Origin of the sequence: Sagittula sp. MA-2 (genome assembly GCF_030126985.1) — a bacterium.
Classification (GTDB): Bacteria; Pseudomonadota; Alphaproteobacteria; order Rhodobacterales; family Rhodobacteraceae; genus Sagittula.
In genome coordinates, this window is the sequence record NZ_CP126145.1 from 4,589,502 (window position 1) to 4,602,653 (window position 13,152).

The window sequence follows — 13,152 nt, forward strand, 5'->3', positions numbered from 1 at the left end:
GAGGAGGCGACAACATGGCGGAAACTTTCGGCAAGGGCTGCCATCTGCACCTGATCGACGGATCGGCCTACATCTTCCGCGCCTTCCACGCGCTGCCGCCGCTGACGCGCAAGTCTGACGGGCTGCCCATCGGCGCCGTGTCGGGCTTCTGCAACATGCTGCACCGCTACGTGGAGGACAATCACGGCCCCGACGCGCCGACCCATGTGGCCGTCGTCTTCGACAAGGGCAGCCACACCTTCCGCAACGACCTCTACGAGGACTACAAGGCCAACCGCGAGGCCATGCCGGAGGAGCTGCGCCCGCAGATCCCCCTGACCCGCGAAGCGACCGAAGCCTTCAACATCGCCTGCAAGGAGATCGAGGGGTTCGAGGCCGACGACATCATGGCGACGCTGGCCTGCATGGCGCGCAAGGCCGGCGGACGGGTCACGATCCTGTCCTCGGACAAGGACCTCATGCAGCTTGTCGGCGACGGTGTCGAAATGCTCGACCCGATGAAGAACAGGCGCATCGACCGCGAAGGCGTGATGGAGAAATTCGGCGTCGGGCCGGAACGCGTGGTGGACGTGCAGGCGCTTGCGGGCGATTCCGTCGACAACGTGCCCGGCGCGCCCGGCATCGGCATCAAGACCGCCGCCCTCCTGATCAACGAGTTCGGCTCCCTCGAAGAGCTTCTGGACCGCGCCGAAGAGATCAAGCAGCCCAAGCGCCGCGAGACCCTGATCGAGAAGCGCGCCCAGATCGAACTGTCGAAGAAGCTCGTGCAGCTCGACTGCGACATGGAGCTGCCCTTCACCCTCGACGACCTCGAGGTGAAGGAACCCGATCCCGATACGCTGCTTGCCTTCCTGACGAAGATGGAGTTCCGCACCCTGACGAAGCGGATCGCCGAGAACGCCGGGGTGGACGCGCCCGCCATCCCGGAACCGGCGCAGCAGGACTCGCCTGAGGCCGCGCCGGACTGGCCCGCCATCGATCCCGCCGCCTACGAATGCGTGCAGGACATGGCGGCGCTCGAACGCTGGATCGCCCGCGCCATGGACCTCGGCACCGTCGCCGTCGACACGGAGACCACCGGCCTCAACGAAATGCTCTGCGACCTCGTCGGCATCTCGCTGGCGGTCGCCCCGGGCGAAGCCTGCTACATCCCGCTGGCCCACCTCGCAGAGGACGGCGGCGAGGGTCTTTTCGCCTCCGACGCCAAGGCCGAGGGCCAGATCCCCATGCAGCAGGCGCTCGACGCGCTCAAGCCGCTGCTCGAAGACGCCTCGGTCATGAAGATCGGGCAGAACATGAAATACGACGCAAAGATCTTCTCCCGCTACGGGATCGAGATCGCGCCGATCGACGACACGATGCTGATGTCCTACGCGCTGCACGGCGGAGAGCATCCGCACGGCATGGACACGCTGTCCGAACGCTACCTTTCGCACACCCCGATCCCGATCAAGGACCTGCTGGGCACCGGCAAGGGGCAGATCACCTTCGACCGCGTGCCGCTCGACAAGGCCACCGGCTATGCCGCCGAGGATGCGGACATCACCCTGCGCCTCGCGCTGACCTTCAAGCCGCAGCTGCACCGCGCGCGCGTCACCCGTGTCTACGAGACGCTGGAACGCCCGCTGGTGCCGGTCCTCAAGGCCATGGAAATGCAGGGCATCAAGGTGGACCGCGCCACGCTGTCCCGCATGTCCGGCAAGTTCGCGCAGAAGATGGCCGAGCTGGAGGAAGAGATCCACGAACTCGCGGGCGAAAAGTTCAACGTCGGTTCCCCGGCGCAGCTTGGCGACATCCTGTTCGAGAAGATGAGCCTGCCCGGCGGCAAACGCGGCAAGAACGGCAAGTACAGCACCCCCGCCGACGTGCTCGAAGACCTCGCCACGGAACACGACCTGCCGGGCCGCGTGCTCGACTGGCGGCAGCTGTCAAAGCTGAAGTCGACCTACACCGACGCGCTTCAGGAACACATCAACCCCGACACCGGGCGCGTGCATACGTCGTATTCCATTGCGGGCGCGAACACCGGGCGTCTGGCGTCCAACGACCCGAACCTTCAGAACATCCCCGTCCGTTCGGAGGAAGGCCGCCGCATCCGCGAGGCCTTCGTCGCGCCGGAAGGGCACACGCTGGTCTCGCTCGACTACAGTCAGATCGAACTGCGCATCCTCGCCCACATGGCCGACATCGACGCGCTGAAGCAGGCCTTCCGCGACGGGCTGGACATTCACGCCATGACGGCGAGCGAGATGTTCAACGTGCCGCTCGACGAGATGACCCCCGACATCCGCCGACAGGCCAAGGCGATCAACTTCGGCGTGATCTACGGCATCTCGGGTTTCGGCCTCGCCCGCAACCTGCGCATCCCGAGGGCCGAGGCGCAGGGCTTCATCGACCGCTACTTCGAACGCTTCCCCGGCATCAAGCAGTACATGGACGACACGGTGAAGTTCGCCACCGAACACAAACGGGTCGAGACGCTGTTCGGCCGCGTCATCCACACGCCCGAGATCGGCGCCAAGGGGCCGCGCGCCGGTTTCGCCAAGCGCGCCGCGATCAACGCGCCGATCCAGGGCACCGCCGCCGACATCATCCGCCGCGCCATGGTCCGGATGCCCGACGCCATCGCGAAGATCCCCGCGAAGATGCTTTTGCAGGTGCACGACGAACTGATCTTCGAGGTCGAGGACGGCGCGGCCGACGACCTGATCGGCGCGGCCCGCGAGGTCATGCAGAACGCCTGCGATCCGGTGGTGAAACTCGACGTGCCGCTGGTCGTCGACGCGGGGCAGGGGGCGAACTGGGCAGAGGCACACTGATGGGCGACTTCGACCGCTCTCCTGACGGGCTGGTCTTCACCCCCGCCGTGCAGGAAATGCAGCGCCGCCTGGGCTCGCGCGGGATGTTCGAAACCGCCGAATGGCCCATCGACATCTCTGCCGACCTGGAGACCTTCATCGCCCGGCAGCGCAGCGTCTTCCTCGCCTCCGCCAGCGCCGACGGCCAGCCCTACGTTCAGCACCGCGGCGGCGCGCCGGGGTTCCTCAGGGTGCTCGACAGCCGCACGCTGGGCATGGCCGACCTGCGCGGCAACCGGCAGTACGTCACGCTCGGCAACCTGTCCGAAAATCCCCGGGTCGAGCTGTTCCTGATCGACTACATGCACCGCCAGCGCGTGAAGATCTGGGGCAAGGCCCGCGTCACCGACGACCCCGCCACCGTCGCCCGCCTCCGCCCCGAAGGCGCTCGCGCCGACCGCGCCCTGCTGATCGAGGTCGAGGCCTGGGACGTGAACTGCCCGCAGCACATCCCCCAGCGGTTCGAGGCAGAGGATGTCGCCGCCAGCATCGCCAAACGCGACGCCCGCATCGCCGAGCTTGAGGCCGAGGTGCAGGCCCTCCGCGCCCGCCTGACCCGGGGTTGACTCAGTCCAGCTGCCCCTTTGGTGCCTGGATCAGCCCGTGCCCGCAGTCCAGAACCGTCTGCCCCGGCACCAGCCCCTGCCGCGTGACCGTGCCGATCAGCTTCGCCGCAAGGCTCTGCGCGGTGACACGCTCGCCCTCGCCGCGCATCTGCTCCACCCAGAGCGCGGCCACCCCCGCCGCATGGGCCGCCGCCATCGAACTGCCGTTCAGCGACCTCAGCCCGCCGCCCAGGCTGGCCGAGATGATGCCCACCCCCGGCGCCACCAGCGCGGGCCCGGCATTGGAGAAGACCGCAGGCTCCAGCCCCTCAGGCCCCGGCCCGCAGGCGCCCACCGCCAGCACGTGCCGGGCCGCCGCGGGCGCCGCCGGCCCGGTCTCGAAATCCGGAGAGATCACCCGCAGGCTGTCGTTGCCGATCGCGCCCAGCAGCAGCGGGCCCTTGGCGGCGCAGATCATCTGCATCACCAGTTCGAAGATCCGCAGGTTGCCGCGATAGGCGTTCACCGCCGCGGTGTTCGCCTGCACCCTCGGATAGCCTTCGGCGGTCAGCGCCTCCACCTGCGCGGCGATGTCGAAACTCAGCGCAAAGACCGCGATGTCCACCTCTGCCCCGGCGGCCCAGAGCACCGCCTGCATGAACCCGTCCGACCGCCCCATGCCGTTGTCCGCCAGCGTCTTGACGACGAACAGATCCTCGATCCCGCGCGCCACCCCGATCCGCGTGCCGCCCAGGTCGCGGCCAAGGATCGTCCCGGCCATATGCGTGCCGTGGCCGTTCGCATCGCCCACGCCTGTCCCGACGAAATCCTTGGTGATCAGCCGCACCCCGGCAAAGGCCGGGTGCTTGCGGTCGATGCCGGTGTCCAGAAGCGCCAGCCGAACCCCGTGCCCCGTGGCATTGGTCCAGTCCGCGCCCACCGCGTGCAGGCCCCAGCCGGGCACCGCGTCCTCCGCCCTCAGGTCGTCCAGCGGTTCGGGATTGACGATCCGGGTCGGCATCACCGGCGCCACCGTCAGGCAGGTCGGGTCGCGCACCAGGTCGCGCAGCTCGGCGGGGCTGAGGTCGACGGATTCGATCAGCGGGTCGGACGCGGCCTCCGGCGCCCGCGGTGCCACCGAGGCACTCAGCGGCACGGATGGCCGACGCCAATTGTCGGCCCTGTCGCGCAGCACGATTAATCTGGACATCAAATCCCCGGGACAAAATCTCTGTCCACAGGCTACATCCGCGGGCGACGGGCCGGAACGGTGTCCGCGTGAATGGCGCGTTAAAAAAGACGCCAACCGGCGTCAGAGCGCCCGCACCCCCGGGCCGGGCGCCGCGTCAGGGCGGGGATCAGGGCGGGGATCAGGGCGGGGATCGGGGTCAGGGGGACCGGGGCGCAGGTCGCCCCGGCACATCGCGCGATGCGCCCCTCAGACCAGGCCCTTCTGACGGAACAGGCCCATGACGTTGGCCTCCGGACGCGGTCCCATGTGGCCGATCACCTCGCGCGCGGCGACGGTGCCCATGCGGCCGGCGGTGGCCATGTCGCGCCCGGTCGCCAACCCGTAAAGGAAACCGGCAGCGAACTGGTCGCCCGCCCCGGTCGCATCCACCGGCACGATCTTCTCCACCGGGACGTCCGTCCGCGTGCCGTCCCGCAACACCGACACGCCGTCGCCCGACCGGGTGCAGACCACCAGCGGGCAGATCGCGCCCACTGCTTTCAGGTCGGCCTCGAGGTTGTCGTTGCCGTAGAGCGACCGGATCTCCGCCTCGTTGCCGATGACATAGTCCATCTCGTGCTCGATCAGCCGGAGGAAATCCTCCCGGTGCCGTTCCACGCAGAACGGGTCGGAGATCGCGATGCCCACCTTGCCGCCCGCCGCCCGGCAGGACCGCGCGGCCTTCAGAAAGGCCTCTTTGCCCTTGTCCTTGTCGAAGAGGTAGCCTTCGAGGAACAGGATCTCCGCTTCCGCGGCCACCTCTTCCGACACGTCCTCCGGCGCCAGCTCGGCCGAGATCCCGAGGTAGGTGTTCATCGACCGCTCGCCGTCGGGCGAGACGAAGATCATCGAACGCGAGGTCGGCAGCTCGCCGCCCGCCACCGGCGGGTTGACGAAATCGGTGCCGTCGTCGGCCATGGCATCGGCGTAGAACCGGCCAAGCGCGTCGTCCCGCACCCGCCCGATGAACCCGGTCCTGAGCCCCATGGCGCCGATCCCGGCCAGCGTGTTGGCGACCGAGCCGCCGGGCGCCTCCACCCGGTCCTTCATCGCGCCGTATAGGTGTTCCGCACGTTCGCGCTCCACCAGTTGCATGATGCCCTTCTGGATGCCCATGAGGTCGAGGAACCTGTCGCTCTCCCGGGTCAGCACATCGACGATGGCGTTGCCGATCCCGACAACCTGGTACTTCTTCATGAGGTCTTACTCCTGCAGGATGGCATCCGCCCGGCGGGCAAGGCCCCGGGCCGGGCGGCTCAGGGTGCACGCCTCCGGAAGGACGTCCATCCGGGTGGAAATTTCAGTCAGGTCGATCTGCGCAAGGGACGCGCCCCGGACATCCGCCCGTCCGGTAAGCCTGACAACCGCACCCGCCTTCCGCCAACCGCCGTCCGTTCTACGGATACGGGCAGGACAGGCCCCGGTCCCCGGTGCCGGCGGCACCCGGTGGGGCACGTTCACGCGTTGGCTCATGCGGTCTTTTCCTCGAACGGGCAGAGATCGTTTATGAGACACGCCTTGCATTTCGGTTTACGCGCCACGCAGATGTAGCGCCCGTGCAGGATCAGCCAGTGATGCGCGTGCTGCTGGAAATCCACCGGCACGTGATCCTCGATGGCCCGCTCCACGGCGACCACGTCCTTGCCCGGACAGATCCCCGTGCGGTTGCCGACCCGGAAGATATGCGTGTCCACCGCCTGCGCAGGGTAATGCCACCACATGTTCAGCACGACATTCGCCGTCTTCCGCCCCACCCCGGGCAGCGATTCCAGCGCGGCGCGCGAACAGGGCACCTCGCCGCCGTACTCCTCCACAAGGATGCGCGACAGCTTGATGACGTTCTTCGCCTTGTTGCGGAACAGCCCGATCGTCTTGATGTGCTCGATCAGGCCCTCTTCGCCCAGCGCCAGCATCTTCTCCGGCGTGTCTGCCACGGCGAACAGCCCCGCCGTCGCCTTGTTCACGCCCGCGTCCGTCGCCTGCGCCGACAGCGCCACCGCGACCACCAGCGTGTAGGCGTTCACGTGGTTCAGTTCGCCCTTCGGCTCGGCCTCCGCCGCCCGGAAGCGCGAGAACACCTCGCGCAGGGTGTGATAATCCATCTGTCTGGCCATGAAACCGTCATGCCCGCTCGCGCGCCCGCCCGCAAGCACCGCGCCGCCCCCCGCCCTTCATCTTGGCAAAAATACCTCTGGGGGGCCGAAGGCGGGGGCAGCGCCCCCTCCGCCCTCCGGGATCCCGGCCGCCCGGACAGGCCGGGCCCAAAACCGCAAGAAACGGGCTGCGCAGCCCCTGCGCCCCACGCTATCTTCCCCCCAAAGGAGCCAGCGCCATGCCCAGGGACGACACCGAAAGCTATCACTACCACGTCATGGCCCGCGCCATCGAGGCGGTCGACCGCCTCGGGCCGAAGGCCACCCTCGACCAGCTCGCGGCCGAGATGCGCATGTCCCCCGCCCACTTCCAGCGGCTCTTCAGCCAGTGGGCGGGCGTTTCGCCGAAGCGGCTGCAGCAGTACTTCACCCTCGGCCACGCCAAGGCACTGCTGCAGGACCGCTTCACCACGCTGGAAACTGCGCTCGCCACCGGGCTCTCCGGCGGCGGCCGCCTGCACGACCTCTTCCTCAGGTGGGAGGCGATGAGCCCCGGCGACTTCGCCCGCGGCGGGCTGGGGCTCACCATCTACTGGGGCTGGTTCGAAAGCCCCTTCGGCCCGGCGCTCGTCATGGGCACCGACAAGGGCATCTGCGGCATCGCCTTCTCGGCGGAAACGACCGAGGAACACGCCATGCAGGACCTCACCGGCCGCTGGCCCAAGGCCACCTACGTCGAGGACCCGATGCGCCTGCGCCCCTGGGTGATCGCCGCCTTCGGCCAGCAGGCCGAGGGGCCGGTGCCGCTCTTCCTGATCGGCGCGCCCTTCCAGATCAAGGTCTGGGAGGCCCTCATGCGCATCCCCTCCGGCCATGTCACCACCTACTCGGAAATCGCCGAGGCCATCGGCCATCCGAAGGCCGTGCGCGCCGTGGGCACCGCCGTGGGCCGCAACCCGATCAGCTTCCTGATCCCCTGCCACCGCGCCCTGCGCAAATCCGGCGGGCTGGGCGGCTACCACTGGGGGATCCCGGTGAAACGCGCGCTGCTGGCATGGGAATCGGCGCGGCTCGAAGCCTGAGCAGCCCCTTGCAGACCCGGCCAGCGCCCCTAAACTCCGCCCCACCCGGAGGAGGAGCGCCCATGCCGCAGGACCTGATCGCCGCCATCAAGGAGCAGGAGCGCGCCCTCGTGCTCCCCGCCTTCGACGAGGACACGGCCTTTGCCATCGGCTGCGCCCTGCGCGAGCGCGCGCAGGCCATCGCCGCCCCCGTCTCCATCGAGATCCGGTCCTCCGCCCGCCGCTATTTCTTTACGACGCTGCCCGGCGCCACGCCCAACAACGAGGAATGGGGCCGCCGCAAGGGCAACACCGTGCTCCGGACGTGGAAGTCCTCCATGCGGGTCGGGCTGGAACTCGAACGCTCCGGGCGCGTGCAATGGCCCGACGCCGGTCTGCCCTACGAGGACTTTGTCGACCACGGCGGCGGCTTTCCGGTCACGCTCCGCGGGATGGGCGTGATCGCCGCCATCGCCGTTTCCGGCCTGCCCTCGGTCGAGGATCACCAGTTGGCGACCGTCACCCTCGCCGCGCACCTCGGCATCGCGGAGATCCCGCTGCCAAAACCGGACTGACCCGGAAGGGGCCGGTCACATCTTGCGCAGATACGCCTCCGAGACGAAGCCGCGCAGCCCCATCGCCCGGTCCAGCCCCACTTCGCACCACTTGGTCGCCCCGGTGCGCTGGCAGTCCAGCACCCGGACCACCGTGCCGTTCGGCAGGCCGACGATCACCACGTAACCCGTACCCGGACCTTCCCGCATCTTCAGCATGTCGTCGCCTTCGACTCCGAAGACCTCGTAGCGTTCCCGCCACTGTGCCGCCGCGGGGGTTGCCCCCGCCAGAACCAGCGCCGCCGCCACGGCGGGCACCATCGCCCCAAGGATCACCTTGCGCATGCCATTACTCCTGCTCGATGTCGTCTTGTTGTTCTTGCGCGCAGTCTAGCCCGCGCGCGCGCCGCTGGAAACCGTGCCGGAACGCAAACGTTCGGGGAATTGCGCGCCGCCAATACCGTTGATCGAAACGCCCCTCCCGGCGCACCATGGCGCATCGCCCTCCGCCCGTCCCGACCCGCAAGGACACCTCCGCCATGACCCGCCGCACGCATTACCTCGGGCCGCTGACCGACAGCAGCCGCTGGGATGCCCTCACGCTCCGGCCCGACGACGTGATCGTCGTGACCCCGCCCAAATGCGGCACGACATGGATGCAGACCATCGTCGCGCTCCTGCTCTCCGGCGATCCGGAGGTCGAGACGGAGCTGTCGATCCGCATGCCATGGATCGACATCAGGTTTCGCGACATCGCAGAGGTCGCCGCACGGCTCGACGCGATGCCGCACCGCCGCAGCATGAAAAGCCACACGCCGCTGGACGGGCTGCCTCTGGACGACCGCGCGCAATACATCTGCGTGTTCCGGCATCCTCTGGACGTGCATGTCTCGTTCCGCAAACACGTCCGCAATATTCCCGTCCCGTGGTTCGACGACTGGTATCCGCAGGACGACAGGGCGGGCCTGACCTTCCGCCATTTCCTTGAGGGCGCGCCGGACGGCCACGACTGCGATGCCGTGCCGCTGGCCCATATCCTCAGGCATTACGAGGCCGCCCGCGCGCTGGCCGGACGGCCAAACGTCGCGCTCTTCCATTATGCCGACATGACGCGGGACCTGTCGGGGACGTTCGAACGGGTGGCGGCGCTTCTCGGCACGCCGCACCCCGCGCCGCTTATGGCGCGGCTTGCCGGGGTCGCCACCTTCGACAACATGAAGCGGAACGCCGCCCGCTATGCCCCCTCGGGCGGCAAGGGATTCATGAGGTCCGATTCCGATTTCTTTCATCGCGGCACCCACGGCCAATGGCGGGGTGTGCTGACCGATGAGGAACTGGCCGCCTATGACGCCCTGATGGACGCCCGCCTGACCCCGCAAGACCGGGATTGGCTGGAGAACGGGGCAGGGCGCGCTGCCCTGGGCTGAACGATCTCGCTTCGGCTCCGGGCGTCAGCCCCGGCCGGCACCGCAACATGGCGCTTGCCGCCTCGCGCAACGCAACCGGCCCGCGCCATGCGAAGTGCCGAGAGGGCGCAGTTCCGGACCTTTGCGCCATGCGACGACTCTCCGGCCGCCGTCTCGTACCGGGGCAAAGCCCTCACCCGGGGCCCCGCTTCCGGAGGGCCATCCGCGACAAGTCTTTCAGCCTGCAACGGTTCCGCGTGATCTGCCGCTTTTCTGGGTTAATCCTTTGTTAATAAAAGAGGTTTCGCCGCGAAACCTCCCTTTTCTGGCCAGTGGGTGGCAATTTGCCGCCACCCGTGCGCGGAAGAGTGGATTTTCTCGGGAACCTTGCCCCTCCCTGTGGCATTAAGCCTTCAGGACAACAACGCGCCCTCGAAAGGTGCGCCAGAAACTACGAGAGGCAATGAGAGACATCATGATCCGTTCGTCCATCCTTCTTTCCACCGTGGCCGCGCTTGGCCTGTCCGCCTGCACCACCGGCGGCGCGCTCTTCGACGAGAACGACCCGAACCGCCAGGCCAAGACCGGCGCCCTGGCCGGTGCCGCCACCGGTGCCGTCGCGGGCCGTCTGGCCGCCGGCAACGGCGACGTGGGCGAGCGCAACCGCTCCGTTCTGGCCGGCGCCCTGATCGGTGCCGCCGCAGGCGCCGCCATCGGCAACCAGCTTGACAAGCAGGAAGCGGAACTGCGCCAGCAGCTCGGCTCCCAGGTCGACATCCGCAACACCGGCGACCGCCTGATCGTGACCATGCCGCAGGACATCCTGTTCGCCACCGACAGCGCCACGCTGAGCGGCGGCCTGCTGGGCGACATCCAGGACGTGGCCCAGTCGATCCTGCGCTACCCGAACACCACGACGCAGATCATCGGCCACACCGACTCCGATGGCGACGCGGCCTACAACCTCTCGCTGTCGCAGCGCCGGGCCCAGGCCGTGGCCAACGTCTTCCTCGCGCAGAACGTGCCCGCCAGCCGCATCCAGGTCATCGGCCGCGGCGAGGACCAGCCCATCGCGTCCAACCTGACACCGCAGGGCAAGCAGCAGAACCGCCGGGTGGAAATCGTCATCCTGCCGAACGCGACCTGACCCTCCGGACATCCGTCTGACGGGCATCCCGATGCCCTCCCGAAGCGCCGTGGCCTTGCCGCGGCGCTTTTTCGTTTATGTTGTGAGGCGATTGCAATTTTTCGCGCGGGTTCCGCCGCGAAACCCCAGACAGGAGACACCATGCCCGATCTGAAGCTTGTCGGCCTCTGCGGCGCCCTCCGCGCCGCCTCCACCAACCGGCTGCTGCTGAACGAGGCCGCCCGCCGCTTCGGCCCGGCGGAGTATACCGAACTGGACCTGCGCTTCCCACTCTATGACGCCGACATCGAGAACGGCCCCGGCATCCCGCAGGAGGTCCAGCAGGCCGCCGACCGGATCGCCGCCGCCGATGCGGTGATCGTCGCCTCGCCGGAATACAACAAGGGCATCACCGGGGTGCTGAAGAATGCGCTGGACTGGATCAGCCGGACCGAGGGCAACCCGTGGCGGGACAAGCCCGTGGCGCTGGTCTCTGCTGCTGCCGGCATGGCCGGGGGGCCGCGGTCGCAGGCGCAGGCGCGGCTCTGCCTGATCCCCTTCCGCCCGCACCTCCTGCCCGGGCCGGAGGTCATGGTCGGCCAGACCTCCACCAAGTGGGACGAGGATGGCCGCCTCAAGGACGAGACGGGGATCAAGCTGCTGACCGAGCTCATGGAGGATCTGCGCAGGCTGGCGGAAGCCAAGCGCGGCTGAAACCGGACGCGTGGGGCCCCGTCCCGGCACATCGGCATGAAGATCGGGTCAAGCCTGCGCGCGGTGCGGCCGGGCAGGGTGCAGCGCGGCTCTGACCTTGCGGGATCGAGGATCTTGGCCGCAGAGGCATAAGGAAGCCACTTCGCCAAGGCCCGGATCGCTGGTTGCGCCATGGGCCATGCATGGGGAAGAGGCATCGGGGCAGGCCCCCCTCAGGCAGCCGGACAAGCCGAGACCGGCCGCCCGCTCTCTGGACGCCACCCGCTGCCCCCGCTAATCCACGGAGGTCGAGGAGCCGCCCATGCAGGACCACCCCACCGAACCGCAGATCAGGACGGATGTGCTGGACCCGGCGCGTGCCGGGGCGCTGGCAGCCACGCTCGGGCTGGAGGCGACCTTTGCCGAGGGCACACCTCTGCCGCCGTTCTTTCACCAGATCTATTTCTGGGACGCCCGTCCGCCCGAGGCCCTTGGCCGCGACGGGCACCCGGCGGTCGGCGATGCGCTGATCCCGGCCTTCGGCCTGCCGCGGCGCATGTGGGCCGGTGGCGCGCTGGAGTTCCTTGCCCCGCTGCGGGCCGGGCGGCCAGCCGAGAAACGCTCCACCCGCGTCAGCACGTCCCGCAAGACGGGGCGAAGCGGGCCGCTGGCCTTCGTCACGCTGCACCACGAGATCTGGCAGGACGGGACGCTCTGCGTGCGCGAGGCGCAGGACCTGGTCTACCGCGCCGACGCGGCGCCGGATGCGCCCGGACCGGTGCCGCCCCGGGCGCCCGAGGGCGCGGCGGGGTCGACCGAAGTGCGCTTCGACCCGACGCTGCTGTTCCGGTATTCCGCGCTGACCTTCAACGGACACCGCATCCACTACGATCCGGCCTATGCCCGGGAGGTCGAGGGCTACGAAGGGCTGGTCGTGCACGGCCCGCTTCTGGCGCAGAAGCTGCTCCTGTGGGCGGAGGAGACGGGCCCGGTTGCGACCTTCCGGTTCAGGGGCACCTCGGCCCTGATGGTACACGAGGCGGCAGAGCTGTGCCGCGACGGCGCCCGGATGTGGGTGCGCGGACCGGACGGACGGCAGGTCATGACGGCAGAGGTGAACACGGCCCAAACTGTGTGAACGCCGGGTTAACGGCCTGTCAAAGTTTCCCCCTCCCTACCGCCCTCCAACCTGAAGCGATTCGGAAAATACAGGGTTGATGCGGGTCGGATGAGGCGGCACGCCCGCTCAGGGCTCAGGGCTCAGGGCTCAGGGCTCAGGGCTCAGGGCTCAGGGCTCAGGGCTCAGGGCTCAGGGCTCAGGGCTCAGGGCTCAGGGCTCAGGGCTCAGGGCTCAGGGCTCAGGGCTCAGGGCTCAGGGCTCAGGGCTCAGGGCTCAGGGCTCAGGGCTCAGGGCTCAGGGCTCAGGGCTCAGGGCTCAGGGCTCAGGGCTCAGGGCTCAGGGCTCAGGGCTCAGGGCTCAGGGCTCAGGGCTCAGGGCTCAGGGCTCAGGGCTCAGGGCTCAGGGCTCAGGGCTCAGGGCTCGCCCTGCGGCGCGCTGTCCGCACCCGGGCCAGACTGCAAAACC

General features: G+C 68.6%; 12 protein-coding genes. 8 read left to right on the forward strand and 4 right to left on the reverse strand.

Going from position 1 to position 13,152, the window contains the following annotated elements:
- Positions 1–14: 14 nt before the first annotated feature.
- Both polA and QNI11_RS22310 read left to right on the forward strand, forming a co-directional pair.
- Positions 15–2,819 (forward strand): DNA polymerase I, encoded by a 2,805-nt coding sequence (polA, locus tag QNI11_RS22305; RefSeq protein WP_283981836.1) that lies wholly within the window; start codon positions 15–17, stop codon positions 2,817–2,819.
- The gene (locus tag QNI11_RS22310; RefSeq protein WP_283981838.1) at positions 2,819–3,424 is read left to right on the forward strand and encodes a pyridoxamine 5'-phosphate oxidase family protein; all 606 of its coding nucleotides are present in this window, start codon (positions 2,819–2,821) and stop codon (positions 3,422–3,424) included. The genes polA and QNI11_RS22310 overlap by 1 nt, the downstream gene beginning before the upstream one ends.
- A 1-nt stretch (position 3,425) precedes the next feature.
- On the opposite strand, the gene QNI11_RS22315 is transcribed toward QNI11_RS22310, so the two are convergent.
- From QNI11_RS22315 to nth, 3 genes are all read right to left on the reverse strand, one after another.
- The gene (locus QNI11_RS22315) at positions 3,426–4,613 is read right to left on the reverse strand and encodes a S8 family serine peptidase (RefSeq protein WP_283981839.1); all 1,188 of its coding nucleotides are present in this window, start codon (positions 4,611–4,613) and stop codon (positions 3,426–3,428) included.
- Positions 4,614–4,841: 228 nt separating this feature from the next.
- Positions 4,842–5,831, reverse strand: a complete 990-nt coding sequence (locus QNI11_RS22320; protein WP_100928854.1) for an adenosine kinase — start codon at positions 5,829–5,831, stop codon at positions 4,842–4,844.
- Positions 5,832–6,103: 272 nt separating this feature from the next.
- A complete protein-coding gene (gene nth / locus QNI11_RS22325) occupies positions 6,104–6,748 on the reverse strand; it encodes an endonuclease III (protein WP_100928856.1) in 645 nt (214 codons plus the stop codon).
- Positions 6,749–6,966: 218 nt separating this feature from the next.
- On the opposite strand from nth, the gene QNI11_RS22330 reads away from it, so the two are divergent.
- Together QNI11_RS22330 and QNI11_RS22335 are read left to right on the forward strand one after the other, a co-directional pair.
- On the forward strand, positions 6,967–7,809 hold the full coding sequence (locus tag QNI11_RS22330; RefSeq protein WP_283981843.1) for a methylated-DNA--[protein]-cysteine S-methyltransferase: 843 nt from the start codon (positions 6,967–6,969) through the stop codon (positions 7,807–7,809).
- Positions 7,810–7,871: 62 nt separating this feature from the next.
- The gene (locus tag QNI11_RS22335; RefSeq protein WP_283981845.1) at positions 7,872–8,363 is read left to right on the forward strand and encodes a heme-degrading domain-containing protein; all 492 of its coding nucleotides are present in this window, start codon (positions 7,872–7,874) and stop codon (positions 8,361–8,363) included.
- Positions 8,364–8,378: 15 nt separating this feature from the next.
- Here QNI11_RS22335 and QNI11_RS22340 read toward each other — a convergent pair whose 3' ends face one another.
- On the reverse strand, positions 8,379–8,687 hold the full coding sequence (locus tag QNI11_RS22340; protein WP_100928859.1) for an SH3 domain-containing protein: 309 nt from the start codon (positions 8,685–8,687) through the stop codon (positions 8,379–8,381).
- A 194-nt stretch (positions 8,688–8,881) separates the two neighbouring features.
- Between QNI11_RS22340 and QNI11_RS22345 the strand changes: the two genes are divergently transcribed.
- From QNI11_RS22345 to QNI11_RS22360, 4 genes are all read left to right on the forward strand, one after another.
- Positions 8,882–9,769, forward strand: coding sequence for a sulfotransferase domain-containing protein (locus QNI11_RS22345; protein WP_283981848.1), 888 nt, complete (start codon positions 8,882–8,884; stop codon positions 9,767–9,769).
- A 454-nt stretch (positions 9,770–10,223) separates the two neighbouring features.
- A complete protein-coding gene (locus tag QNI11_RS22350) occupies positions 10,224–10,895 on the forward strand; it encodes an OmpA family protein (protein ID WP_198521698.1) in 672 nt (223 codons plus the stop codon).
- A gap of 141 nt (positions 10,896–11,036) precedes the next feature.
- Positions 11,037–11,588 carry an NADPH-dependent FMN reductase gene (locus tag QNI11_RS22355; RefSeq protein ID WP_283981850.1) on the forward strand — a complete coding sequence of 184 codons (552 nt, stop codon included), beginning with the start codon at positions 11,037–11,039 and terminating at the stop codon, positions 11,586–11,588.
- 301 nt (positions 11,589–11,889) lie between these two features.
- Complete coding sequence (locus tag QNI11_RS22360; RefSeq protein ID WP_283981851.1) at positions 11,890–12,705, forward strand: acyl dehydratase; 816 nt, start codon at positions 11,890–11,892, stop codon at positions 12,703–12,705.
- Positions 12,706–13,152 lie beyond the last annotated feature (447 nt).

What these genes read in the sequence shown, in the direction of transcription:
- polA (WP_283981836.1), top strand. Translation starts at nt 15, where the DNA reads ATGGCGGAAACTTTCGGCAAGGGCTGCCATCTGCACCTGATCGACGGA.
- QNI11_RS22310 (WP_283981838.1), top strand. Translation starts at nt 2,819, where the DNA reads ATGGGCGACTTCGACCGCTCTCCTGACGGGCTGGTCTTCACCCCCGCC.
- QNI11_RS22315 (WP_283981839.1), bottom strand. Translation starts at nt 4,613, where the DNA reads ATGTCCAGATTAATCGTGCTGCGCGACAGGGCCGACAATTGGCGTCGG.
- QNI11_RS22320 (WP_100928854.1), bottom strand. Translation starts at nt 5,831, where the DNA reads ATGAAGAAGTACCAGGTTGTCGGGATCGGCAACGCCATCGTCGATGTG.
- nth (WP_100928856.1), bottom strand. Translation starts at nt 6,748, where the DNA reads ATGGCCAGACAGATGGATTATCACACCCTGCGCGAGGTGTTCTCGCGC.
- QNI11_RS22330 (WP_283981843.1), top strand. Translation starts at nt 6,967, where the DNA reads ATGCCCAGGGACGACACCGAAAGCTATCACTACCACGTCATGGCCCGC.
- QNI11_RS22335 (WP_283981845.1), top strand. Translation starts at nt 7,872, where the DNA reads ATGCCGCAGGACCTGATCGCCGCCATCAAGGAGCAGGAGCGCGCCCTC.
- QNI11_RS22340 (WP_100928859.1), bottom strand. Translation starts at nt 8,687, where the DNA reads ATGCGCAAGGTGATCCTTGGGGCGATGGTGCCCGCCGTGGCGGCGGCG.
- QNI11_RS22345 (WP_283981848.1), top strand. Translation starts at nt 8,882, where the DNA reads ATGACCCGCCGCACGCATTACCTCGGGCCGCTGACCGACAGCAGCCGC.
- QNI11_RS22350 (WP_198521698.1), top strand. Translation starts at nt 10,224, where the DNA reads ATGATCCGTTCGTCCATCCTTCTTTCCACCGTGGCCGCGCTTGGCCTG.
- QNI11_RS22355 (WP_283981850.1), top strand. Translation starts at nt 11,037, where the DNA reads ATGCCCGATCTGAAGCTTGTCGGCCTCTGCGGCGCCCTCCGCGCCGCC.
- QNI11_RS22360 (WP_283981851.1), top strand. Translation starts at nt 11,890, where the DNA reads ATGCAGGACCACCCCACCGAACCGCAGATCAGGACGGATGTGCTGGAC.